Origin of the sequence: Sphingomonas sp. CL5.1 (assembly GCF_013344685.1) — a bacterium.
In the GTDB taxonomy this organism is placed as follows: Bacteria; Pseudomonadota; Alphaproteobacteria; order Sphingomonadales; family Sphingomonadaceae; genus Sphingomonas.
In genome coordinates this window covers 2,610,389-2,632,123 of record NZ_CP050137.1, presented here as the reverse complement: position 1 = coordinate 2,632,123, position 21,735 = coordinate 2,610,389, and the positions used below count along the sequence as shown (strand labels likewise).

The 21,735-nt window shown below is 66.1% G+C and carries 27 protein-coding genes and 1 pseudogene; 19 read left to right on the top strand and 9 right to left on the bottom strand.

Annotated elements, in window-relative coordinates:
• Positions 1–232: 232 nt before the first annotated feature.
• Together F9288_RS12760 and F9288_RS12755 are read left to right on the top strand one after the other, a co-directional pair.
• On the top strand, positions 233–553 hold the full coding sequence (locus tag F9288_RS12760) for a DUF736 family protein (protein WP_174837138.1): 321 nt from the start codon (positions 233–235) through the stop codon (positions 551–553).
• Between the two features lie 68 nt (positions 554–621).
• Positions 622–930 carry a hypothetical protein gene (locus F9288_RS12755; protein ID WP_174837137.1) on the top strand — a complete coding sequence of 103 codons (309 nt, stop codon included), beginning with the start codon at positions 622–624 and terminating at the stop codon, positions 928–930.
• Between the two features lie 48 nt (positions 931–978).
• Here F9288_RS12755 and F9288_RS12750 read toward each other — a convergent pair whose 3' ends face one another.
• Complete coding sequence (locus F9288_RS12750; protein ID WP_174837136.1) at positions 979–1,254, bottom strand: HU family DNA-binding protein; 276 nt, start codon at positions 1,252–1,254, stop codon at positions 979–981.
• Between the two features lie 402 nt (positions 1,255–1,656).
• Between F9288_RS12750 and F9288_RS12745 the strand changes: the two genes are divergently transcribed.
• The 3 genes from F9288_RS12745 to F9288_RS12735 all read left to right on the top strand — a co-directional run bounded on the left by F9288_RS12745 (position 1,657) and on the right by F9288_RS12735 (position 3,030).
• Positions 1,657–1,821 (top strand): hypothetical protein, encoded by a 165-nt coding sequence (locus F9288_RS12745; RefSeq protein ID WP_174837135.1) that lies wholly within the window; start codon positions 1,657–1,659, stop codon positions 1,819–1,821.
• A gap of 135 nt (positions 1,822–1,956) precedes the next feature.
• Complete coding sequence (locus F9288_RS12740; RefSeq protein ID WP_174837134.1) at positions 1,957–2,412, top strand: hypothetical protein; 456 nt, start codon at positions 1,957–1,959, stop codon at positions 2,410–2,412.
• Between the two features lie 288 nt (positions 2,413–2,700).
• Positions 2,701–3,030 carry a hypothetical protein gene (locus F9288_RS12735; RefSeq protein WP_174837133.1) on the top strand — a complete coding sequence of 110 codons (330 nt, stop codon included), beginning with the start codon at positions 2,701–2,703 and terminating at the stop codon, positions 3,028–3,030.
• 281 nt (positions 3,031–3,311) lie between these two features.
• On the opposite strand, the gene F9288_RS12730 is transcribed toward F9288_RS12735, so the two are convergent.
• Positions 3,312–3,809: a MucR family transcriptional regulator gene (locus F9288_RS12730; protein ID WP_174837132.1), complete on the bottom strand. Its 498-nt coding sequence runs from the start codon at positions 3,807–3,809 to the stop codon at positions 3,312–3,314.
• Positions 3,810–4,332: 523 nt separating this feature from the next.
• Between F9288_RS12730 and F9288_RS12720 the strand changes: the two genes are divergently transcribed.
• From F9288_RS12720 to F9288_RS12660, 14 genes and pseudogenes are all read left to right on the top strand, one after another.
• Positions 4,333–4,644 carry a DUF736 domain-containing protein gene (locus F9288_RS12720; RefSeq protein ID WP_174837130.1) on the top strand — a complete coding sequence of 104 codons (312 nt, stop codon included), beginning with the start codon at positions 4,333–4,335 and terminating at the stop codon, positions 4,642–4,644.
• Between the two features lie 129 nt (positions 4,645–4,773).
• On the top strand, positions 4,774–5,106 hold the full coding sequence (locus tag F9288_RS22175; protein WP_254620868.1) for a DUF6499 domain-containing protein: 333 nt from the start codon (positions 4,774–4,776) through the stop codon (positions 5,104–5,106).
• Positions 5,066–5,551, top strand: a complete 486-nt coding sequence (locus tag F9288_RS12715; protein WP_254620867.1) for a DUF2285 domain-containing protein — start codon at positions 5,066–5,068, stop codon at positions 5,549–5,551. Before F9288_RS22175 ends, F9288_RS12715 begins: the two co-directional genes overlap by 41 nt.
• Before the next feature lie 126 nt (positions 5,552–5,677).
• Entirely contained in the window at positions 5,678–5,941 is a 264-nt protein-coding gene (locus F9288_RS12710; protein WP_174837129.1) for an AlpA family transcriptional regulator, read from the top strand.
• A gap of 3 nt (positions 5,942–5,944) precedes the next feature.
• Complete coding sequence (locus F9288_RS12705) at positions 5,945–6,835, top strand: replication initiator protein A (RefSeq protein WP_174837128.1); 891 nt, start codon at positions 5,945–5,947, stop codon at positions 6,833–6,835.
• A 217-nt stretch (positions 6,836–7,052) separates the two neighbouring features.
• The gene (locus tag F9288_RS12700; RefSeq protein WP_174837127.1) at positions 7,053–7,823 is read left to right on the top strand and encodes a site-specific DNA-methyltransferase; all 771 of its coding nucleotides are present in this window, start codon (positions 7,053–7,055) and stop codon (positions 7,821–7,823) included.
• 59 nt (positions 7,824–7,882) lie between these two features.
• Positions 7,883–8,338 carry a DUF2840 domain-containing protein gene (locus F9288_RS12695; protein ID WP_174839068.1) on the top strand — a complete coding sequence of 152 codons (456 nt, stop codon included), beginning with the start codon at positions 7,883–7,885 and terminating at the stop codon, positions 8,336–8,338.
• Positions 8,308–8,781 (top strand): annotated as a pseudogene (locus F9288_RS12690) (S26 family signal peptidase); the annotation flags it as partial. The gene F9288_RS12695 and the pseudogene F9288_RS12690, both read left to right, overlap by 31 nt.
• Positions 8,782–8,961: 180 nt before the next feature.
• Complete coding sequence (locus F9288_RS12685; RefSeq protein WP_174837126.1) at positions 8,962–9,306, top strand: DUF736 domain-containing protein; 345 nt, start codon at positions 8,962–8,964, stop codon at positions 9,304–9,306.
• Positions 9,307–9,309: 3 nt separating this feature from the next.
• The gene (locus F9288_RS12680; RefSeq protein WP_174837125.1) at positions 9,310–10,065 is read left to right on the top strand and encodes a lytic transglycosylase domain-containing protein; all 756 of its coding nucleotides are present in this window, start codon (positions 9,310–9,312) and stop codon (positions 10,063–10,065) included.
• Positions 10,066–10,380: 315 nt separating this feature from the next.
• The gene (locus tag F9288_RS12675) at positions 10,381–10,536 is read left to right on the top strand and encodes a hypothetical protein (RefSeq protein WP_174837124.1); all 156 of its coding nucleotides are present in this window, start codon (positions 10,381–10,383) and stop codon (positions 10,534–10,536) included.
• Positions 10,537–10,900: 364 nt separating this feature from the next.
• Entirely contained in the window at positions 10,901–12,646 is a 1,746-nt protein-coding gene (locus F9288_RS12670; RefSeq protein WP_174837123.1) for a DUF3363 domain-containing protein, read from the top strand.
• A 31-nt stretch (positions 12,647–12,677) separates the two neighbouring features.
• Complete coding sequence (locus tag F9288_RS12665; protein WP_174837122.1) at positions 12,678–14,735, top strand: conjugal transfer protein TraG; 2,058 nt, start codon at positions 12,678–12,680, stop codon at positions 14,733–14,735.
• Positions 14,732–15,160, top strand: a complete 429-nt coding sequence (locus F9288_RS12660) for a ribbon-helix-helix protein, CopG family (protein WP_174837121.1) — start codon at positions 14,732–14,734, stop codon at positions 15,158–15,160. Before F9288_RS12665 ends, F9288_RS12660 begins: the two co-directional genes overlap by 4 nt.
• A gap of 504 nt (positions 15,161–15,664) precedes the next feature.
• Here the strand turns inward: F9288_RS12660 and F9288_RS12655 are convergent.
• The 7 genes from F9288_RS12655 to F9288_RS12625 form a co-directional block, all read right to left on the bottom strand.
• Positions 15,665–15,937, bottom strand: coding sequence for a hypothetical protein (locus F9288_RS12655; RefSeq protein WP_174834735.1), 273 nt, complete (start codon positions 15,935–15,937; stop codon positions 15,665–15,667).
• A 140-nt stretch (positions 15,938–16,077) separates the two neighbouring features.
• Positions 16,078–17,121, bottom strand: coding sequence for a metallophosphoesterase (locus tag F9288_RS12650; protein WP_174837120.1), 1,044 nt, complete (start codon positions 17,119–17,121; stop codon positions 16,078–16,080).
• Between the two features lie 83 nt (positions 17,122–17,204).
• Complete coding sequence (locus F9288_RS12645) at positions 17,205–18,281, bottom strand: tyrosine-protein phosphatase (protein ID WP_174837119.1); 1,077 nt, start codon at positions 18,279–18,281, stop codon at positions 17,205–17,207.
• Positions 18,282–18,330: 49 nt separating this feature from the next.
• Positions 18,331–18,648, bottom strand: a complete 318-nt coding sequence (locus F9288_RS12640) for a hypothetical protein (RefSeq protein WP_174837118.1) — start codon at positions 18,646–18,648, stop codon at positions 18,331–18,333.
• Positions 18,645–19,340, bottom strand: coding sequence for a hypothetical protein (locus tag F9288_RS12635; protein ID WP_174837117.1), 696 nt, complete (start codon positions 19,338–19,340; stop codon positions 18,645–18,647). Before F9288_RS12635 ends, F9288_RS12640 begins: the two co-directional genes overlap by 4 nt.
• On the bottom strand, positions 19,340–20,767 hold the full coding sequence (locus F9288_RS12630) for an FAD-dependent oxidoreductase (RefSeq protein WP_174837116.1): 1,428 nt from the start codon (positions 20,765–20,767) through the stop codon (positions 19,340–19,342). The genes F9288_RS12635 and F9288_RS12630 overlap by 1 nt, the downstream gene beginning before the upstream one ends.
• A gap of 2 nt (positions 20,768–20,769) precedes the next feature.
• Positions 20,770–21,729, bottom strand: a complete 960-nt coding sequence (locus F9288_RS12625; RefSeq protein ID WP_174837115.1) for an alpha/beta fold hydrolase — start codon at positions 21,727–21,729, stop codon at positions 20,770–20,772.
• Between the last annotated feature and the right edge of the window lie 6 nt (positions 21,730–21,735).

Genomic DNA, 21,735 nt, shown 5'->3' with positions numbered 1-21,735 from the left:
TCACCGACAATCCCACTGTCCGTCAGATCACCGACCGGAAACGATAGCCGTATCAGCTCCCAGATTGCCCGTGACCAATCCCCTCCTTGCCGCCTGACTGCGGGGCGCGAGCCCCTATGCCGTCAACCCCGTTCGGGGTTCGCCCTCCGCTGCGCTTCGGTGACGGCGGGCCACGGCCCCTCCGATGGGCGACACCGGGGAATGGTCTCCGGGTAACCCAAGGAGATTTGACATGGCTATCGTTGCGACCCTGACCGTGAAGCCGGACGGCACGATGGACGGCATGCTGACCACCCTCAACGTCACGGCGCCGATCACGATCATCCGTAATGCGCGTAAGATGAAGGAGAACGACCCCGACTGGCGCGTCCTCAGCCGGAAGAACAGCTTCGAACTCGGAGCGGGTTGGGATCGCGAGTCCCAGAGCACCGGCGCCGAATACACCTCGCTCTCGCTGTCGGCACCGGAGTTCGGGACGATCTACGCCAACATCGCCAACGCGCCCGGCGACGACCCGACGAAGAAGGTCGCGATCTGGAATCCGCCGGCCTGACGCGCCGGTTTCGGCCCCATCGCAAGATGGGGCCGCCTTCTTGCCACCTCTTGCTGAAAGGCAATGACATGAGCCGTCACCCCGTCATCGTCCGCTCCCCCGATCGCACCGACGAGAATGCCATCATCGGCTACGATCCCCCGATGCGGACCTATTTCCTCCAGGCGTTCGAGGATCCGGCGACCGAGCAGCCGCGCTTGTGGCTCGGCACGCGCTTCGATCAATATCCCGACCTCGCCTCACTCATTGCTGCGGCGAAGGAGCGCGGCTTCGACCTAGATACGCTCGACGACGAGATCCTTGTCGACATGGCGCGCGAAGCGGCGCAACCGCGCGGCCGCTCGCTGATGGAGCGCCTCGGCTGGCCACTCACCTGACGCGCCGGAACCGTCGGGGCGGTTTCGCGGCCGCCCCGACAGCATGCATCAGCCGTTTAGCCGGTCCTTGACCGCTTTCGCGGGCGCGAAGGTCAGCTTGTTCGACGCGGCGATCTTGATCGTCTCGCCGGTTGACGGATTGCGTCCGTCGCGCGCCTCGGTGCGCTTCACCTTGAACTTGCCGAAGCCCGACAAGGCGATCTCATCGCCCTTGGCCGCGGCGGCGGCAATCGCGGCGAACATGTCGTCGACATATTTGCGGGCGTTGGCCTTGGTGATGCCGTTGGACGCGGCAAGCGCCTCGGCGAGGTCATTATTGTTCACGCAACATTGCTCCCGTTGATGAGATACGCACCCCGAGGCTGGCCGGCCTAAGCGCGCGGACCGCCGACATATCAATCTGCCCGCCCTTGTCACGCCCCATCCCGGCCATGCCCGTCCGGCGCCAGCTCCCGGCAACGATGAACCTCCAACACCGATCGCGATCCATCCGGGCATCCGGCAGCGCAGAGCGGCAAACAGCACCGGTCGGATGAACCGGACCACCCGCATCGCAAGCGCTGTTCCCCTGGTGGAAGGCTGACCTCGGCCAATCAACCCGTAAAGGGTCCGCTACGCGCGGCGTGCGGCCGCGCCCTACGGGGCGCGGTGATTGCGGCCAGCCTTCCGCCCTGGGGGCGCCTGTCGAGCGGGAATGGTCCCGCTCCACCGACAGGAGCCATTCCCATGCCGCTCACCACCGCCCAGAGGCTCGCCTGGAATCTCGCGCGGACGTTGATGAAGGTCATCGTCCTGGTCCGCACCGACGACGGCTATGCCGTGATGCCGTGGGACGAGTTCGACGGCAACGACGCGCAGGTCGTGCGTGAATATGACCCCTTTCCCGGTTGATCGGCGCGCCGATCCGCTTTCCCGATCGGGCAGAATTCGGTTTCGCTCGATCGCCGGCGGCGCTATCCTACGAGGACATAGCGCTGTGGAGGAGGTGGCAGGCGCGTCCAACTTTTCGTCAGAGAAGGACGCTCTATGACCATCATTCTCATCCTTGGCGTCTTCGCCGGTCTCTACATGCTCTGGCTGGTGTTCAGCCTGGCGATCTATGCGCTTCCGTTCTGGGCCGGCGTGACGACCGCCTTCTTCATGCACAATCACAGCCAGGGCCTGGTCGCCTCGATCCTCGGCGGCTTCGCGGTTGCCATTCTCGTGCTCGCCGGCGGCCAGGTGCTGTTCTCGACGGTGCGCTCGCCGCTCGCACGCCTCGGACTCGCGCTCCTTTATGCCGTCCCGGCCGGGATTGCCGGCTATCACGCCGTTTACGGCATCGGCGTCATGGCGATCGGCGCGGGGGCGATAGTGACGATCCTGAGCTGGATCGGCGCCTTTGTCGTAGCAGCCGCCGCGTGGCGGCGGCTCACGACGCTGGACGTCGCGACATCACCGGCTGAATCGACCAGGGCGCCGTCTGTCACCACCTCGATCTAGCATTTTCGGGGTCGGGCCGAATCTCGCCGCCGCGGATTCCGAGCGTGTGGCGCGTGTCGGAAAACTGCCAGGGAGATCAGCGTATCTCACGCTGCGTCACGCGTCGAGGATCAACGGTCCCCCAATTTTCTTGCAAAGGGGAGCGCGCTTCGCGCGCGTTCCTTTTTGTCATGATGCAACAAAATCGGCTCCACCATTGCCCGCTTCGCGGCGCGGCCAAGGCCGCGTCCCCGACCCGCGCCACTGCGCGAGACACGCTGATCTCCTCAACACCAGAGGAGAACGACCATGAAACTCTCGATCCACGATCGCCGCGCTGGCGAGAACGATCCCGAATATCTGCTCACCATGGCGCGCGCCTATGTCATGCTGCACGCGGTCCGCGAGGCGCTCGATCATGCGCGTCCGCTCAAGGGGCACAAGCGGGACAAGGCGATCAGGAAGATGTGGAAGCTCGCGAAGATCGCGGCGCGGGGTCACGCGCTGACGATCATCGATTCGCCGCGCTACATGGGCAGCTTCATCGACCATCACGCAGTCATATCAGCGGCCCACGTCATCGAGATCGGCAAGGATCAGGAGCCGCTGCCGCACCGCGAGGGCGACGTGCCCTTCTAGGCGCAGCAGACCAAGGTCGTGGCGGCGCCCAGCCGCCACGGCTTTCGGTCGCCCGGAAAGCTCCGCGCCGGGGAATGGCGATCATTCCCCGACGGCACCGATCGTCGGAAGGGCGGCGCGGCGGCCTCAAGGACGACGGGGCCCCACCATTTTCCTGCGCGCAGCGGCGCTGCCGCCGACCGCGCACAGGAAAATCGTTTCCCCCATCGCCGCACGCGGTCGCGGGACGAGCCCCGCGATCCTTGACCCCGCCGCGCCGCCGGGAAGCGCCGAAAGCGTGGTCAGCCCTTGAGCGCCAGCGTGAGCTTCCGTCGCTTGGGCGCCGCAGCGACCGGCTCGACCGGAGCCTCGGCGATCGCCGCCTTGCCGCGCGATCGGCCCAAGCCGATCCGGGCGGCAACGGCTCGACGCTGCTCGGTCAGCGCCGGCGCGACCATCGGATAATCGGGCTTGAGATCATAGCGCGCCCGATAGGCGGCCGGGGTCAGGCCGTGCGCGGCGAGGTGTGGGCGCAAGGTTGCATAGGGCTTGCCATCGATCATCGAAATGATCCGCATCGGTGAGGCAAGCGACTGCCGCACGGACACCGCCGGGACATAAGTTGGCACCGCAGCAGCATCGCGCTCGCGACGCGCACCTTCCTCGATCCTGAGGAGGCCCGCATGCACCGATGACAGAATGTCGGTGATCGACTCCGCCGTCGCGACCGTCCTCGGATTCGACAACCACGCCGCGGCGAGGCGAGCCGCGATCCTGACCCGGTTGAATTGATCGTCCATGCCGTCCCCCAGTTGCGCGTAGATCGAGCACCCCATCCCGGTCACGCCGGCTGACGATAGCAAGCGACCTCGCCGTGGGCGAGCGTCCATCCCGCACCGATCTCGACTTTGCCGACGTTCCTCGACCCGACCGGATCGTCGCCGATGACTTCCGCCTCGCACGACGCGATTTCGACATTGCCCACCCATGTCAGGGTGACAACCTCGCCGCGAAGTTCGCCCGAACCACCCTCACGCGTCGACCATGGCCAGTGCCGCCCCCTTCATTCCGCGCCACGCCAAAGCGGTCTCGTATCGATGCGCTTGATGCCGGCAGGGTCGCTGACGCTCGCCCGGCTTGCTGCAACAGCGTGGGACCAAACTTTCTTCCCCCGGCGTGCCGCCGTTCCTCGCGCGACAAGAAAGCCCGGCCCACGCCGTCCTCCGCTTCGCTCCGGGCCTTCGGCTGCAGCGCCGGTCGCCTGCCGGCCCAACCAGCGCATCGAGACCGCAATGGCGCGGCTCGAAACGAAAGGAACAGCACATGGCCAAGATCGGCACCTTCAAGAAGGTTTCGGGCGAACTCCGCGGCGAGATTGCCACCCTCGCCATAAAGGCCAAGTCGGTCCGCATCGTCCCCGAGGCGGAAGTCACCGGCAACAATCCGACCCATCGGGTATTTGTCGGCGACGTCGAGATCGGCGCGGGATGGCCGAAGCGCACCAACGACGAACGCCCCTTCCTCTCGCTCAAGCTTGACGATCCCAGCTTCGTCGCTCCGATCTACGCCCAGTTGTGGGACGGCGACGACGGCAACTTCAACCTGACCTGGACGCGGCCCGCCCGCCGCGACTGATCGTCACCCCTCCGCCGGCCCCGGCCGGCGGAGGTCACCATTTCTGGGGAGGCGGCTCCCCAATTATGGGAATGGAGCATCCCGCGACGCCCGATCAGGCTGCAAGCCCACGCGCGAGAGGGGTCGCGGATGCAGCAAGGGGAACAGAGCGCCGCGCGACCAAGCGCTCTCGACCTTGCCGGGTTCGCACAGGAGTTCCTCCGCCGCAACGCCGACTATCGGGCACAATATCGCGAGCTGATGCGCCATCCTGCGGACTCCACCCCCTCGATGGCGCCGGAGGTGATGGCCCGGCGATGGGGCCTCTCGTTTCCCATGCGACCCGGACGTCTTCGCGGCAGACCAGCCGGCTCTGTGGCTCGCGGCGGTCGCGCCCGGCACGATCATCCTCGACGTCGCCCCGCCCGGCTTCGCCGCGGCGGTGCCGGTCGATCTCACCGACTGGCCGATCATCCTCAATGACCGGACCCTCTCCAGCGGTCGCCATATCGTGCTGGGCGACATCGACGGCCCGCATCGGCTCTGGATTCGGGATATCCTCGCCGGCCAGCCGCTCGCTTATGTCGTCGTGCGGGACGACGCGCTGCCGCTCCGTCTCGCCGCCCTCCAGCGCTTCGATCGGCGGCTCGCTGGCGCGCCGCCGGCGAAATTGCCGCCGGGCTTCCAGCCGACGCCGTTCCAGCGCCGCCGCCTGTCGATGCTCCTCGCGATCCTCGACGCGTCGCTCGATTCCGCCGGGCGGCCGCCCACCACCCACGATATCGCGCGCCGCTACGTCTATCCGGGGATGACGATCGGGCGCGGGGCCGAATGGAAATCGTCGGCCGAACGGCGTCGCACCCAGCGCCTGATCGACGAGGCCTTCGCGCTGATGCGGGGCGGATATCGCACCCTGCTGCGCGGATGAGGCGCGCGGTGCGACAAAAAGCCACGCCGCGAAATAGCCGCTCCGCCTGATCCAGCCCCGTCCGCCACAGCGCTCCAGCCCCGTCCGCACTGCGCGCGCGGCATCCCGTTCACTCTGGAGCATCCCATGGACACGCCACCGCCCCGGCCGACCGCTTATTATCTGAAAACGCCCGATGCGGCGCTGCATCTCGGCCTCAGCCCCAAGACGCTGGAAAAGCATCGCGTCTATGGCACCGGTCCGGCCTACCACAAGCTCGGCGGCAGCGTCGTCTATACCGTGGAAGCGCTCGACGCATGGGCGCAGCTCGGTCTGCGCCGGTCGACCTCCGATCCGGGGACGGGCGTCTGCCTTCCCGCCAAGCGCCGCAACGGTCCGGTCCGGCGTTGAGCGATGAGCCGATCCCGGACATTGGCGGTAGATTCCGGCGAACGCGGCCAGCTCGACCTGTTCCGCTCGATCCCCGGCACCGTCGCGGCGCGCGACGCGCAGGATCTCATGGCGTGGCCGTTCTTCAGCCTCGCCAAGTCCCGCCGCACCGCGCCGATCGATTTCCGGATGGGCGCGACATGGATCTCGGTCGAGGCCGTCCCCGAACATGGCATGGCGACGATCTGGGATGCCGACGTCCTGATCTGGGCGGCGAGCCAGCTCGTCGGCGCGCGCGATGCGCAGCGTCCGACCTCGCGGCTCATGGCGACCACCCCGCACGAAATCCTTACTTTCATCGGACGCGGCACCGGGCGCGACAATTACGATCGCCTCAAGGCCGGGCTCGACCGGCTCCAGTCGACGACGGTCGCGACCTCGATCCGCCAGCAGCATCAGCGCCGCCGGCATCGCTTCTCGTGGATCAACGAATGGCAGGAACGGCTCGATCCCCATGGGCGACCGCAGGGCATCGAGCTGATCCTGCCCGACTGGTTCTATGCCGGTGTCCTCGACCGCTCTTTGATCCTCACCATCGACCGCACCTATTTCGACCTGACCGGCGGGCTTGAACGCTGGCTCTATCGGATCGTGCGCAAGCACGGCGGGCGACAGGCCGGCGGGTGGAGCTTCGACTTCGCTCACCTCCACCTGAAGTCCGGCGTGCTCTCCCCGTTCAAGCGGTTCGCGTTCGAGCTGCGCGCGATCGTCCGCCGCCAGCCGTTGCCCGGCTACACGCTCTCGATCGAGCACGCCTTGGGCCGCGAGCGGCTCAATTTCGTGCCGCTGCCGATCGATACTTTCGCGGCGGCGATGCGGCGCGTCCGGCTTCCGGCCGAGGATGGACGGGCATGACGGTCGTCCTATCAGGAACCGCCGGAGTCGTCCGATCAGGAACCGCAGGCTCGTCCTATCGGGAACCGGAGCGCCTTGTAACATGCGGAAATCGCTGGCCGAATCCGTGCCCTTATAACCATGCTAATAGAATAGAATCCTTCGGATTCCTTCTAACGGATCGCGATCGGCGCCTCGCGCCGGCCGTCCGCCCCCATCGCCGCGCATGGAGGAGGCGATGACGGTGCTGGTCGGCGACTGCCGCGCGATCATGCCCGGCCGCGCGCCCTTCGACATGATCCTCGCCGATCCGCCCTATGGCGACACGTCGCTCGGCTGGGACCGGCGCGTCGAGGGCTGGCTCGCGCTCGCCCGGGCCGCGCTTCGGCCATCGGGTTCGCTCTGGCTGTTCGGATCGCTGCGCAGCTTCCTCGCCATCGCGGCCGATCTGCGCGCGTCCGGCTTTCGCTACGCGCAGGAGATCGTCTGGGAGAAGCAGAACGGCAGCGCCTTCCATGCCGATCGCTTCAAGCGCGTCCACGAGCTGGTGGTGCAATTCTATCGCTCGGATGCGCGCTGGGACGGCATCCATAACGTCGTCCAGACCACGCCCGACGCCACCGCGCGGACCGTGCGCCGCAAGATGCGTCCACCGCATACCGGCCAGATCGAGCGCGGACACTACACCAGCGAGGATGGCGGTCCGCGGCTGATGCGCTCGGTCATCTATGCGCGAAACTGCCATGGGCGCGCGATCCATCCGACCGAAAAGCCGGTCGGCCTGATCGAAATCCTGATCCGCACCAGTTGCCCGCCGGGCGGGCTGGTCGGCGACTGGTTCGCCGGTTCCGGCAGCATCGGCGAAGCCGCGCGCGCAACCGGACGGCGCTATCTCGGCTGCGAGATCGACCCGGCGATGGCTGCGCACGCCAACGCGCGGATCGCCGCCACGCTGCCGTTCGGCGCCGCGTCGCCTTCCCGCCACCCATCCATCGGAGAACCATCGTGACCGTTTCACGACCCGACCGGCGCGCGCGCGTCGCCGATCCCCATGCCGTCCGCGGCGCGATGACCGACGTTGAGCTGATCTGGATCTCGCAGCGTCTCGAACACAGGATTCGCTTCGGCCGGATCGCCGGCGAGCGGATCGTCACGCCCCGCACGCGCATCGCCTCGTTCCTTCCCGGCGCGATCTTCGCCTTCACCCGCTGGTCATCGAACGATTACGGCACCGTCCATTCGCGTATCGATATCCTGCGCGCGACGAGTCCCGGCGAAGCCTATACCACCGCGCCGTTCGTGCGGCCCGGCGGCGAACTTCTGCTGTCATTGCAGGGGTCGCCCAAGGTCGCCGCCGCGCTGGCCGCGATCGATGCGGTCGAGTCTGCGGGGGTCGATCCCTGCGATGCCGCGCCCGATCATTGGCGCCATCTCCATAACCGAATCTCAGCCGGCGAAGCGGCGCGGCCCTATACCGCTGAACGCCACGCCGCATGGCTCAAGCGCAAGGCGCTCGACCAATGAGGGCGCGCGCGTCCGTCATCGCGTTGGCTGCCGCCGGCCCCGCATTCGCGTCGCTGTTCGTCGCCACGGCGCTGTTGTCGCCACGCCCCCGGTTGTTGTGGAACGCCAGCGCCAGCGCGCCGATCGGACTCTACGCAGTCGCTGTCGACGGCCCGCTCAAGGCCGGTGATCTCGTCGCGATCGACACGCCCGAGCCGCTGGCGACCTTCCTCGCGCGTCGCCGCTACCTGCCGAGAGGCGTGCCGCTCCTCAAGCATATCGCCGGGATGCCGGGGCAGACCGTCTGCCGTTCGCGGCGCGCCATCACGCTCGACGGCGTCAGGCTCGGCGATGCGCTGGCGCGCGATCGGGCGGGCCGCGCGCTGCCGGTCTGGCGTGGCTGCCACCGGATCGTCGCGGGCGAATTCCTGCCCATGAACGCGCGCGTCCGTGACAGCTTCGACGGCCGCTATTTCGGCGTCCTGCGGTCGGATCGGATCATCGGTCGCGCCATCCCCGTGTGGACCGACGCGCAACGGCACCGGCCGCTTCGCATGGCGCGCGCCGGCGCGCTGAACGCTCTCCATCGGCGGGAGCGGTGCCCGCCAATGGCTTTTCCAACACCACCGCAGAGGAATCCACTCATGCCGGAAATCGGTCGATTCACGCGCGACGGCGACACCTTCGCCGGTAGCATCGAAACCCTCACCTTGTTCCGCCGCATCATCATCGTGCCGGCGCAGCCGTCCGATGCCGGGAACGCGCCCGACTATCGCGTTCACGCCAGCGACGACGACCGGACCGAGCCGGGCGCGGAGATCGGCGCGGCATGGAAACACACAGGCGAGCGCGCGGGCGACTATCTCGCGCTGGAGATCGACGACCCGGCGTTGGCGGAGCCGATCCGCGCCAACCTGTTCCACGACCACGTCCGGAATGACTGGCGGCTGCGCTGGTCGCGGCCGCGCGATCACGCCGGAAAGGACTGATCGATGCCGGTTCGCCAGACAAAGACGGGCCGGGAACACGCGCGCGGGCGGTTTCGCACCGCCCGCGCGATGGCGTGCCTGTTGCTGATCGGCGCGGGTGCGACCGGCGCTTCTCCGGTCGCATCCATGCCGCAAGCCCAGCCGACTACCCTCGATCCGCGCGATCCATATGGCGGCGCGATCGGTGAGGCAGCGACCCGTTTCGGCATCCCGGCGACATGGATCCGCGCGGTCATTCGCATCGAAAGCGGCGGCGATCCGCGCGCGGTCTCGCCTGTTGGCGCGATGGGCTTGATGCAGGTCATGCCCTCGACATGGGCGACGCTGACGGCGCGCCATGCGCTCGGCCGCGATCCATTCGACACGCGCGCCAACATCCTCGCCGGCACCGCCTATCTGCGCGAACTGATCGACCGCTATGCGGACCTGCCGACCGCGCTCGCCGCCTATAATGCGGGGCCGGGGCGGGTCGATGCGTGGCGCACACGCGGGCGGCCGTTGCCAACCGAAACCGTCGCCTATGTGGCGCGGATCACGCCGCTGATCGGCACACCGGGCAACACTTCCATTGCTCCGCCTCCGATCCCCGCCGCACCGTCATGGCGCGCAGCCGGACTGTTCGCCCAGCGCAACGGCGACGCCGATCCCATATCAACGAACGCGCCAGCATCACACAATATCGCCACGCCCGCGTCGCCATCAGCCGTCGCCACGCCGGTCCGTCGCGATGGCCTATTCGTCCCGCTTTCCGGCTCGTGATCGTGATTTCAGGAAGCCGCCATTGCGCCGAGAGCGTGCAGCCGGACCAACCATCGCCGAAGCGTTTCGCGTGGGGAGAGGACTATGTCTGCTCAGTCGTCCCCAGCATCCGGCGCGGAGCGGCTCGCCTCAAGGACGACGGGGCCCCACCATTTTTCCCGGCGATCAGGCGTCAGCGCGTCATCCGCAACCACGTCGACGCGCCGAAAAAAATCGTGACCCCCATCGCCGCTGGCGCGGTCGCTTCGCGATCCTTGACCCGACCCGCTCCACACCGGGCGGCATCGTCACCTTTTCATTCATCAGGAGGCGACGATGACGTTCTATCAGCACATCAGCGAACTGCGGGCGGAGCTTTCGGCAAGCACCAGCGCGAAGGAGATTCGGCAAATCCGCCGCGAACTCAAAGCCGCGCTGGCGCAGATGACGCGCATCGGAGCGGGGTTCGACACAGCGATCCGGTCGGTCTGACGGAGCGGATGATCAGCGGAAGCGGCGCGCATCGGGTGCCGCTTCCGCCCCGTTCCGGCCAATGCCGTGATCGCTTGGCAACTGGCGATCTTTGGCGTCGCAGTCAGCGGGTTGGCGATCCAGCGCCTCAGCCTTCGGGTGGCGGCGGTTGGGAAGCGGTCAGGGGGGAATTTGGCGACAGACAGGACAGGAAGGTCAGGGAGGCAGCACGGCGAGATAAAAGGGGCGCCAGTCGTCGGCGCCCATGTGGTTGTATAGACAGGAGGATTTTGTCGGGCACGCTGCTGCGCTGTCTGGCAGCTTTCGGCGCAACGCCAGCATTTCCGTCATTTTCGCGTCTGGCACCCCGCGATCGGGGCCGCTTATGAGCCGGAACGACGATGATTTCCTGGTTCGGCCCGGAAAGAGCAGGGATTCAGGGACCGGTAGCGGGCGGAAGGCCCAGAGCCTCGCGGCACAGGTCCGGCGGGCTGCGGCGAAGGCGGGCTACACCCGGCGCGGCCCCACCACCGGCCGGGGCACCGGCCATCGCGGACGCGGCCGCATCGCGCGGCTCCGCACGACCGGGCGGAACGCGAACCGGCGCGTCGTCATCAAGGCGCGCGTCGTCCGGCACGAGGGGATGCGGTTTCGCGCCGCCCCGCTCGCGCGCCACATCGCCTATCTGAAGCGTGATGGCGTCACCCGCGACGGGCGCGATGCCGATCTGTTCGATGCACGGTCCGAGCACGCCGACGGCGCCGCCTTCGCCGAACGATGCGACGACGACCGGCACCATTTCCGCTTCATCGTCAGCCCCGAGGATGCCGGCGACATGGCCGACCTGCGCGCCTTCACCCGCGAGCTGATGCGCGACATGGCGGCCGATCTCGACACCGATCTCGACTGGGTCGCGGTCGATCACTGGAACACTGACAATCCGCACATCCACGTCCTGGTCCGCGGCGTCGCTGACGACGGCAGCGATCTCGTTATTGATCGCGACTATATCCGCGAGGGGATGCGCGGCCGCGCCGAGGATCGCGTCACTGTCGAGCTCGGTCCGCGCAGCGCCCGCGACATCCGCTCGGCGCTGGAGCGCGAGGTCGATGCCGAGCGCTGGACCAGCCTCGACCGGACGATCCAGCGGCACCTGGATGACGTCACCGGCACGATCGATCTGCGGCCGGCGGGCGGGGACGATCGCGAGATGCGCCGGCTGCTGCTCGGCCGCACCGCGACCCTCGAACGGCTTGGCCTCGCGGAGAAATTGGGGCCTGCATTGTGGAGCATCCGCCCGGACGCCGAACGCGTGCTGCGCGATCTCTCGATCCGCACCGACATCATCAAGACGATGCACCGCGCGATGTCCGGTCAGGGCCTGGCGCCCGACCCCGCGACCTTCGCGCTCCACGACGGCGCGCCGACCGATCCGGTCATCGGCCGGCTGGTCGAACGCGGCCTGCACGACGAGCTGCACGGCACGGCCTATGCAGTGATCGACGGCGCCGACGGTCGGCTGCATCATCTCACCTTCAGCGATCTCGACATGACCGGCGACGCCCGGCCCGGTGCGATCGTCGAGCTTCGCTCGTGGCAGGACAGGAATGGCCGCGATCGACAGTCGCTCGCGACCCGGTCCGATCTGCCGCTCGAAGCGCAGGTCGCCGCGCCGGGCGCCAACTGGCTCGATCGCCAGCTCATCGCGCGCGAGTCCGTCGCGACCGGCAATGGCTTCGGCATCGAGATCCGCGACGCAATGGACGCCCGCGCGCGGCATCTCGAAGGCGAAGGGCTCGCGCAGCGGCGCGGACGCGGTTTCCTGTTCTCGCAGGATCTGATCGGCACTTTGCGCGGACGCGAGCTGACGGCTGCGGCCGATGCGATCGCCGCGCGCACCGGGCTTGCCCATCAGCCCTCCGCCAACGGCGATTATGTGAGGGGCATCTACCGTGAACGCGTGACGCTCGCCTCGGGCCGGTTCGCGATGATCGACAACGGGCTCGGCTTCCAGCTCGTGCCCTGGCGGCCCGCGCTCGACCAGCATCTCGGCCAGCACATCATCGGCACCATGGGCCACGGCGGCAGCGTCGACTGGACGCTCGGCCGCGGTCGCGGACTCGGCGTGTGATGTCATTCCCTTCCAACCAGGAGCAATTGCGATGAACGCCACCAAGATCCTGTGGGGTCAGGTCATCACCGTCTTCACGGTCGTGCTCGGCGCGATCTGGGGCGCAACCCAATGGACCGCCCACGCGCTCGCCTATCAGCCCGAACTCGGCGCGCCGTGGTTCATGCTGGGCGACTGGCCGATCTATCCGCCGCCGGCCTTTTTCTGGTGGTGGTTCGGCTATGATGCCTATGCCCCGGAGATCTTCGTCACCGGCGCGTTCATCGCGGCGTCCGGCGGCATCCTCGCCATCGTCATCGCGATCGCCATGTCGGTGTGGCGCGCCCGCGAGGCGAAGAAGGCCGAAACCTACGGCTCGGCGCGCTGGGCCACGGAAGACGAGGTGCGCAAGGCCGGGATGCTTGGCGATCGCGGCGTGGTGCTCGGACGGCTCGAACCGCATTATCTGCGCCATGACGGGCCGGAGCATATTCTGTGCTTTGCCCCGACCAGGAGCGGCAAGGGCGTCGGCCTCGTCGTGCCGACCCTGCTCACCTGGCCGGAGAGCTGCATCGTCCACGACATCAAGGGCGAGAACTGGCAGCTCACCGCCGGCTTCCGCGCGCTGCACGGACGCGTGCTGCTGTTCGATCCGACCAACCCGGCATCGGCGGCGTACAATCCGCTGCTCGAAATCCGCAAGGGCGAGTGGGAGGTGCGCGACGCGCAGAACGTCGCCGACGTGCTGGTCGACCCCGAAGGCAGCCTCGAGAAGCGCAATCACTGGGAAAAGACCAGCCATGCCTTGCTGGTCGGCTCGATCCTCCATGTCCTCTACGCCGAAGCCGACAAGACGCTCGCCGGCGTCGCCGCGTTCCTCTCGGACCCGCGCCGGCCGATCGAGACGACCTTGCGCGCGATGATGACCACCCCGCATCTCGGCGACGGCAAGGTCCATCCGGTCGTCGCCTCGGCCGCCCGCGAGTTGCTCAACAAGTCGGACAACGAACGGTCGGGCGTGCTGTCGACCGCCATGTCGTTCCTGGGCCTCTATCGCGATCCCGTCATCGCCCATGTTACCCGGCGCTGCGACTGGCGCATCGCCGATCTCGTCAAGGGACCGCAGGCCGTGTCGCTCTATCTCGTCATCCCGCCGTCCGACATCAGCCGGACCAAGCCGCTCATCCGCCTGATCCTCAACCAGATCGGTCGCCGATTGACCGAGGAACTCACTCCCAAGGGCAATCGGCATCGCGTGCTGATGGTGCTCGACGAATTTCCGGCGCTCGGACGGCTCGACTTCTTCGAGGCTGCTCTCGCCTTCATGGCGGGCTATGGCCTCAAGGCGATGTTGATCGCCCAGAGCCTCAACCAGGTCGACAAGGCCTATGGGCAGAACAACTCGATCCTCGACAATTGTCACGTCCGGGTGAGCTTCACCACCAACGACGAGCGCACCGCCAAACGGCTTTCCGATGCGTTGGGGACCGCGACCGAGCTGCGCGCGATGAAGAATTATGCCGGGCATCGCCTCAGCCCGTGGCTTGGTCACCTCATGGTGTCGCGGACCGAGACGTCGCGGCCGCTGCTCACGCCGGGCGAGGTCATGCAGCTTCCCGCCAATGACGAGATCATCATGGTGTCGGGCCTCGCGCCGATCCGGGGAACCAAGGCGCGCTATTATGTCGATCCGCAGTTCCGGGCGCGCATCCTCCCGCCACCCAAGGCACCGGCGACCCACGCGGCACATCTGCCCAACGATGATTGGACCAGCCTCGACCCGGTTCCGGCACCGCCCCCGCCTGCACCAGCGCCGGAAGCTGCTCCGCCGCCGCAGGCGGATGCACCGCCGGATGCCGATAACGGCGATACCAGCGAAGCCGCCACGGAAACCGCAACCGACAACGCCAATGGCGGCATCCGGCAGGATCCGGCGCTTGAACGCCACGAGGATATCGCACCACCCGCGAAAGCGCCGGAGGGAGAATTCGATTTCGATGCGCCGCATCCCGACGAAGAAGCAAACCAGCTTCGCCGGGCGGCCGACCGTACGATGTCGGGCAATGCCCGGCGCGCCGCGCTCGATCCGGATGATGGGATCGAGCTATGACGAATCCGCGCATCAAATATACCATCCGCCTGCCGGCCGATCTCACCCGGCGGCTCGCCGACCATGCCCGTGCGCGGCGCGCCTCGCAGACGGCAGTGGTCGAGGCGGCGCTGGAATCCTTCCTGTCGCCCGACGGCGCCGAGCGGCTCGAAGCCGCGCTCGCCCGGCGCCTCGACCACCTCTCGCGTCAGCTCGATCGCGCGGCGTGGAATCTGGACCTTTCGAACGAGACTCTCGCCCTGTTCGTCCGCTTCTGGCTCACCAGCACGCCACCTCTCCCCGACACAGTCCAGGCGACAGCCCAGGCGATGGGAAGGGAAAGGTGGTCTCGGTTTGTCGATAGCCTCACCAAGCGGATGGAGGTCGGGCCGCGACTGCGGCGCGAAGTGGGATTCGACATTCCGCCGGTAGATCGTGAGAATTAAGCTCACCGGCGGTTCACGACCAGACCCGGACATTCGTGCATCAAACTGTGAATGGCCGCTTGTGACAGAAGCAGCCGTTCGAATCGCACCGAGCGGACGATCTGCCTCGCGCCCCAAGTAAGACATTTAGGTCGCCAGCAGCCCCGTCTATTAGCTGCCTTCGCTCGGATCGGGTCACGCGTCCTGAGTATGGGCCTGAAACGGCGTCAGACCAACGCTCCGCTTATCTACCCCATCGCTTTGCGCGCGCAGTCATTTCCGCAGCGCGATCCAGCGGTTCACCCACCACTGCGACATCGTCGAGACCGGCAACGACAGCTGGCGCCTCAAGCACCGCAGCTGAGATCCGGGCAGTCGATCAGGACGCCTCGCGCTGGTTGCGCCTCCGGTCGGGCTATGCCGCCCTACGCCGCAACCAGCGCGAGCGGATCGCTCCTCATCGTCACGCCCCCAATCGAAAGGGGGTCCCTGTTCGACGCCGATAAGGGCGTCCCGGTTGGACGCCTATTTACAATAGAGCGAGCCGCCGATGCCGAGACTGGCGGCGCCCCCAAGCGCGGCAAGTGCCTTGCGCGAGAGACGCATGACGCGCAGCGCATCGCCCCGAATACGAAAATCGAGAAACGGGTCAATCTTGCGATCGCACCCAGCACCACGAGTACGAAGAACAAGGAGGGAATGAAAAATGTTTCCGACACTGCCGTGAGGTCCGTCAAGCATTACAATCACGAGTAGACCGATCATGTAACCGATCTTACTATTAAAATGAGCGAACATGGCATCCTTGCCATCGATATTTTGGAAAAAATATCCTTCTCGTGATCAAATTTTTATCCATATTCTTCTAAATTAATTTCAGATCACCTTGAAGATCTGTTGCGAATCGATTCGGAGCTTCGGGAATCATCAATACGTTATCAATTACTGCCGCTTGCATCCGAGTTATCCGTTGGACCCTCGGCACCAAACACCCCGTCCACGCGGATATTCGCAACGCGTGGACCATTTTTGTCGACCGTTACCCAAGCGATGTGGTCGACCGAACCCGGCCCCTTGCGCATCCAATCTCCACCCGTCGTACCGAGGCGGAAGTAGTCATGACCATCGATCATCTCGTGCTGATAATAATGCTCGTGCCCCGCAAACACGGTGTAAGGCCGACCGGCGAGCGCGGACTGGATCGCGGTAAAATGGCTGTTGCTGTTCCGGTAAAGCCAGGCAGGCTTGTGCATCAGCACGATTGTCCAGCGGGCGTCGCGATGGGCTTCGAGGGTCTGGCGCGCCCAATCCGCCTGCTTCTCCGAAATGGTCGCCGGAATGACCTCGTCAGCCGGCATCTTGAGCTTCTCGATCTGCGCCGTGATCAGCTTGTCGGCGCGTTGGGGGTCGGATTCGAGCAATTGCTCCATCTCCGCGACCGTGCCGGGCTCGGAGAACAGGCGCGACAGGATATTGTGTGATGATATCGGCGGATCGTCCGTGTCGAGGACGAGGAACAGCACATCCTTGTAGACGAATGAATAATAGGGGCTGCCGGCGCGCTTCTTCCAATTGGCCAGCATGGTCTCGTTGCTGAGATCGTGATTGCCTGCGACCTGAAAGAAACGCATGTCGAGCCGCGCGATCATATCATCAAACTCGCGCCACTGCCGGGCGAGAACCGCCGGGTCTTTCATATAGCCCTCGACCAGATCGCCGACGCTGATTACGAATTCTGGCCGCAAGAGGTTCAGTTCGTCGATCGCGCGCTCAAACACGCCGGGCCGGGCGCCGCCGGTACGATCCGAGACAATGGCGAAGCGAAAGCTATCCGCTGCGTCGGCGAAGGGTTTCGCCGTGGCTGGCGTCGCATCAACCGGCGACTGATACACCTGCCCGGTCGCGATGGTGGTGCCCGTGAGAAGATATGCGGCTGTCAGCGCGGTGAACCACCAGGGCCGCAGTTTGATTGCGATAGACATGGTTCAACCTCGTTATTCGATCCACAGGAGGGAATTGCCAGACCAGCGGCGTGGGGGTGCTTCCGTATCAAGCGCGCCACGCATCATTCGAGATATGTCGCGCGCAGTGTGGCGATGTCCTGTGTGCTGAGCCCGATTTCACGCTCAAGATAGGCGTCAATGGACCCCCAGCGCGCCTCGATTTCGGCAAGGGCGTAAGCGAGCAGCGGCACGCCATCGTCCGAGATCAGCGGCTCCGGCTTGTCGCCGGCCGGATCGTGCTGGACCTTGGCCAGCATGGCCGCGACCGGGCTACTCGCGGCCATCGCTTCGGAGATGGGCGGCAGTTCCCATCGTGGCCGCCGATTGGCGGTCGAGAGCGCATAGTCGGTATAGATCGTTTCGCGCGGGACGCCGAGCGCACTGAGGACGAGGGCCGTCATGAACCCGGTACGATCCTGGCCCGCCGAACAATTATAGGCCAGCGGGCCTTCCCTTGAGAGCAGCTTGCGGAAGACGATCCTGATCTGGGGCGTGAGCAGGGTCGGGAAGGTCCGGTAGATCGCTTCCATATGCGGCATCGCGTAGCCACCGCCCGGCGCCGGCGACATCAGCTTGCTGATCGAATAACCGACCGCGTTGTAGGCTATGCCATCGAGCCGTGTCGGCGCGAGGATGCGTTCCTCGTCCGATTGAAGATCGACGAGATTGGCGATCCCCAAGGCTTGGAGACGCTTCACATCCGAATCCGTGAGCATAGCCTGGCCGCCAGTGCGGTAGATCATGCCCCAGTGGACGTGCTTGCCATCGCGCGTGGCGTAGCCTCCGAGATCACGGAAGTTGGAGCCCCGCTCAAGCGGCAAGGCACGCTCGGCAACCCGCAGGACGTTTCCGGTCCGGCTGTCCCTGAGCAGGAAGAAAAGCCTGCCCGACCGCGAGGCGGAGGCCGCTTCATAGCTCCCGCCGCGATCCCTGGCTGACACGAGCGCGGCCTCGGTGATGGTCGAATCCGGCTGATCGGACTGGAAGACGTCGACGGGATCGATGTCGCTCCAGCGGACGACCACCTTATCGGCCGAGGCGCGTTCAACCGTCGCCTTCTCGATCGTGCCGGCGAGGACGGGTGACGTCGTTGCCACCGTAAACACCAGGAGCGCGATCAACGCCGTCAAAGGTTTCATTGTGATCGTCCCTCCGGATTGCGATTGAGTGCGGGAAGCTCCGTCATGGCTACTCGCCGATAGGTGCGCCGGCATCTATCCATCGCCCAAGAGCCTCCCGTTCGGCTCTGGTCATGCGCGTCTCGTTGCTGAGTGGCATCACGTCGGTCGTCACTGCCAGCACCTTGATCCGGGCAGCGTGCTTGCGGACATCCGCGGGGCTGTCGAACGCGACGCCAACGGGCGGCGCGTCGAAGCCGGCATGCGTCGGGTGGCTGGCATGGCAGGCGAAGCAATGTTTCGCGATGATCGGCGCCACCGCGGCATAAGGATCGGGTTTCTGCGCGCATCCCGCCAGCGCCAACAATGCCAGGAGAGCTAGCCTCATTGCGTCCGCCCCTGCCACAGGTCGATCCCGAGCAGGAGCAACCACACAGGGACCGGGAGAACGGCGACGAGCTCCGCCAGTTCGGCCAGGGTGCCCGGCCACAGGAGGGCAGTGATGAAGTAGAGCGCATAGGCCGCGCCCATCGCCATCAGGAAGCGGCCGAAGCGCAGGCCCTGCGTTTGCATCGCTGCACCGGTCACGATCGCCCAGAAGGCGAATGTTGGCCCCTCCATCCACCACAGGGCGTGTTGCGCGATCTCGACCGTGACGCGCCAAGCCGCCTCGCTCCCGGCCCGGATCACCGGATCGGCACTGCCATGTGCGGCTGCGAGTAGCGGCAGGGTGACGATCTGTATCGACGTTCCGGCGATCCCCATGATGACGTAGATCACGAGCGCCAGTATGGCGGCATCCACGGCCGGCCCGCCGTCGCCGCGCAGCCTCGCCCACAGATAGGCGCCGATCGGCAGCATCGGCAGATAGTAGCTGAAACTGTCCAGCACCATCGCGGTCCGATACAGATCGATCATGCGCGTTGGCAGGGCGAGCATCCTCGCGGGATCAAACAACAGGGCCGTGTCGCCGCCAAGCGCCACCAGCGTGAGCACTATATTGACAATGGCGAGCACCGCCGCCATCAGCGCCGCCCATGCAGCCAGCCGCCGGCCATTCTGCATATCTGTCCCGGTCATCAGGAGCGCCCCACCAGCGTGCCAAGCGCCTCGACCGCGGCGCGACGGCCGGCGCGCACCGCACCGTCCATATAGCCCATCCAGATCGTCGAGGTTTCGGTCCCCGCCCAATGCAATGCGCCGGTGGGTGCGCCCAGACCGACCCGGACCTTGCTCAGGAACCCCGGGCCGATCGGCGAGACGCAGCCACGCGTGTAGCGTTCCTTCGACCAGTCCTGAAACACCCATTCGGTGGGCGTCGCGGCTTCCGGCCCGAAGCATTTGACCAACGTTTTGAGGGCCGCTTCCTTGCGCGCTTCGGGCGGACCGCCGATGCCGGCCAGCCCGAGCGTCTTGATGATGCCGGTCGACCCGTCGGGCGGCGACAGGTCGGCGATCAGCATCGAGATGTCGCCGAGCAATTCCACCGCGAGCCCGGACAGGCCAGCGTCGCGCCAGAAAGGCCGGTGGTAGCCGAAATGCATCGTGAAGCCGGAGCCGCCGCGCGGCCAGCCATCCAGAATCGCCTGCCGTGCCGCAGGCAGCGGCGGATCGAACTTGATCTCTCCCGCCTGCGACGGGCTCAGCGCCAGGATCACGCGGCGCGCCTCGACCACCCCCTCGGACGTCTCGACACGGACGGAGCCATGGTCGTTCCAGTTGCTGATCTTGGTGACCGGGCTACCCAGCCGCACGGCCTGGCCCAGCCGGTCGCGCAGCGCCAATGATGGTGCCTGCGATCCGCCGACGATCCGGTCCTGCTGCGCGCCGCCATCCATGCTTTCGAGCAATGTGTAGCTGCCCGCGGCGTGGATATAATGCAGCACGAACAGCAAGGAGAGCTGATCCGGCCGCGCGCCGAAGGTCTGGGCGGCGAACAGGTTGAAGACGTGAAACTCCTCCTGCGGCATCCCTTCGTCGAGCAGGAACTGGCCGAAGGTTTTCGCGTCGAGCGCGGCGGCGTTCGGCGCGGTCCACGGCGCTTCGACCGGCACCGTCTTTGCCAGCGTTTCGAGCTTGGCGAGCAATGCCGGGTTCTGGATCGGCGGCCCGAGATCGCCCGACAGTCGGTGCACCACGCCGCCTTCGACAAGCTGCGCGTCGCCCGACCAATGCGCGTGGAACGTGTCGATGCCGAGTTCGCGGCACAGGTTATAGATCGCGGTCTGGCCGGGTCCGATCCAGGTGGCGCCGGATTCGACCGGCGCGTCATTCACGACCTGGTTCAAGGTGCGGCCACCGACCCGATCGCGCGCCTCAAGCACCTTGAAGTTCTTGAACCCGCCCTTCTTCAGCTCCCATCCCGCGGCGAGACCCGAGAGACCGGCACCGATGATCAGGATGTCCATCACGTCGCCGGTGTGTTGTTTGCAGCCGGACAATAAAGGGGTCGCCGCGAGCGACGCGGCGCCGAGCGCCCCAAGGCTGGTGAATGTGCGACGGTCCATTGTCATTTTTTGTCCTTTCCCGCCGTCGGGGAGGACTGGCTGGCGAACCAGCTGAGCAGCCGCGCGGACACCTCGGCGGCATGATCGATCATCATCCAGTGGGTGCCGCCCTTGATCTCCATATAGTCGAACCGACCGGCGACCCGCTCGCGGGTGTTCTTCATCTGCGACAGCCACAGATATTCGTCGCCCGTGGCTGCAATGCCGAGAACGGGGACGGTATATTTGGGCAGCGCCTGAAGCTCGCCCTTGTTGGCAGCGATGTAGAACTCGATGACCGGGTTCGCCAAATCCCAGCGCAGCATGGATTCAACCGCGCCGGGCTGGAGCAGTCGCGCGATCACCGAATCGATCCGCGGATGCGAGCGCAGCACGGTCCGGCGCATGAACGCGCCGTTGTTGGCCCGATACAGTTCTGCCGCGCGCGGATGCCCCTGAAGCAGGATGAACCAGTTCCAGCGGCTGTTTTCGAAGGTCAACGATTCCTCGCCATATTGGCCCGGATGGCCGACCGCGAGCAGCGCCAGCGATTTCACGCGCCCCGGCACGCCGTAATAAAGATCGTTGGCGACCGCGACGCCCCAATCGTGCGCGACGACATGGACGCTTTGGCGAATCTGCAACTGGTTCAATATCTTGTCGAGATCGGCTGCGACCGAGGCCGTCCGATAGCGATCAAGCGCCTCGGGTTTATCGGATTTGCCATAACCGACCAGATCGGGGCAGATGACGCGATAGCCCGCCTTTGACAGCGCGGCGACCTGGGCGTCCCAGACGGTGCAATCGTCCGGCTGTCCATGCAGCATCAGCACGACACTTCCGCTCCCGCCGCTGTCGCGCACGAAATAGGTGAGGCCGTTGACGGTCTGATAGCTATCTTTCGCAGCCGCTGGGACAGAGCCCAGCATTATCGGAAGCAACAGGCAGGCGAGACGGAGCCCCAAGCGGATGATCATCTTCATGTCGAT

Bases quoted from the DNA above. Each gene is read 5' to 3' on its own strand.
- F9288_RS12760 (WP_174837138.1), top strand. From the start codon at position 233: ATGGCTATCGTTGCGACCCTGACCGTGAAGCCGGACGGCACGATGGAC.
- F9288_RS12755 (WP_174837137.1), top strand. From the start codon at position 622: ATGAGCCGTCACCCCGTCATCGTCCGCTCCCCCGATCGCACCGACGAG.
- F9288_RS12745 (WP_174837135.1), top strand. From the start codon at position 1,657: ATGCCGCTCACCACCGCCCAGAGGCTCGCCTGGAATCTCGCGCGGACG.
- F9288_RS12740 (WP_174837134.1), top strand. From the start codon at position 1,957: ATGACCATCATTCTCATCCTTGGCGTCTTCGCCGGTCTCTACATGCTC.
- F9288_RS12735 (WP_174837133.1), top strand. From the start codon at position 2,701: ATGAAACTCTCGATCCACGATCGCCGCGCTGGCGAGAACGATCCCGAA.
- F9288_RS12730 (WP_174837132.1), bottom strand. From the start codon at position 3,809: ATGGACGATCAATTCAACCGGGTCAGGATCGCGGCTCGCCTCGCCGCG.
- F9288_RS12720 (WP_174837130.1), top strand. From the start codon at position 4,333: ATGGCCAAGATCGGCACCTTCAAGAAGGTTTCGGGCGAACTCCGCGGC.
- F9288_RS22175 (WP_254620868.1), top strand. From the start codon at position 4,774: ATGCAGCAAGGGGAACAGAGCGCCGCGCGACCAAGCGCTCTCGACCTT.
- F9288_RS12710 (WP_174837129.1), top strand. From the start codon at position 5,678: ATGGACACGCCACCGCCCCGGCCGACCGCTTATTATCTGAAAACGCCC.
- F9288_RS12705 (WP_174837128.1), top strand. From the start codon at position 5,945: ATGAGCCGATCCCGGACATTGGCGGTAGATTCCGGCGAACGCGGCCAG.
- F9288_RS12700 (WP_174837127.1), top strand. From the start codon at position 7,053: ATGACGGTGCTGGTCGGCGACTGCCGCGCGATCATGCCCGGCCGCGCG.
- F9288_RS12695 (WP_174839068.1), top strand. From the start codon at position 7,883: ATGACCGACGTTGAGCTGATCTGGATCTCGCAGCGTCTCGAACACAGG.
- F9288_RS12685 (WP_174837126.1), top strand. From the start codon at position 8,962: ATGCCGGAAATCGGTCGATTCACGCGCGACGGCGACACCTTCGCCGGT.
- F9288_RS12680 (WP_174837125.1), top strand. From the start codon at position 9,310: ATGCCGGTTCGCCAGACAAAGACGGGCCGGGAACACGCGCGCGGGCGG.
- F9288_RS12675 (WP_174837124.1), top strand. From the start codon at position 10,381: ATGACGTTCTATCAGCACATCAGCGAACTGCGGGCGGAGCTTTCGGCA.
- F9288_RS12670 (WP_174837123.1), top strand. From the start codon at position 10,901: ATGAGCCGGAACGACGATGATTTCCTGGTTCGGCCCGGAAAGAGCAGG.
- F9288_RS12665 (WP_174837122.1), top strand. From the start codon at position 12,678: ATGAACGCCACCAAGATCCTGTGGGGTCAGGTCATCACCGTCTTCACG.
- F9288_RS12660 (WP_174837121.1), top strand. From the start codon at position 14,732: ATGACGAATCCGCGCATCAAATATACCATCCGCCTGCCGGCCGATCTC.
- F9288_RS12655 (WP_174834735.1), bottom strand. From the start codon at position 15,937: ATGTTCGCTCATTTTAATAGTAAGATCGGTTACATGATCGGTCTACTC.
- F9288_RS12650 (WP_174837120.1), bottom strand. From the start codon at position 17,121: ATGTCTATCGCAATCAAACTGCGGCCCTGGTGGTTCACCGCGCTGACA.
- F9288_RS12645 (WP_174837119.1), bottom strand. From the start codon at position 18,281: ATGAAACCTTTGACGGCGTTGATCGCGCTCCTGGTGTTTACGGTGGCA.
- F9288_RS12640 (WP_174837118.1), bottom strand. From the start codon at position 18,648: ATGAGGCTAGCTCTCCTGGCATTGTTGGCGCTGGCGGGATGCGCGCAG.
- F9288_RS12635 (WP_174837117.1), bottom strand. From the start codon at position 19,340: ATGACCGGGACAGATATGCAGAATGGCCGGCGGCTGGCTGCATGGGCG.
- F9288_RS12630 (WP_174837116.1), bottom strand. From the start codon at position 20,767: ATGGACCGTCGCACATTCACCAGCCTTGGGGCGCTCGGCGCCGCGTCG.
- F9288_RS12625 (WP_174837115.1), bottom strand. From the start codon at position 21,729: ATGAAGATGATCATCCGCTTGGGGCTCCGTCTCGCCTGCCTGTTGCTT.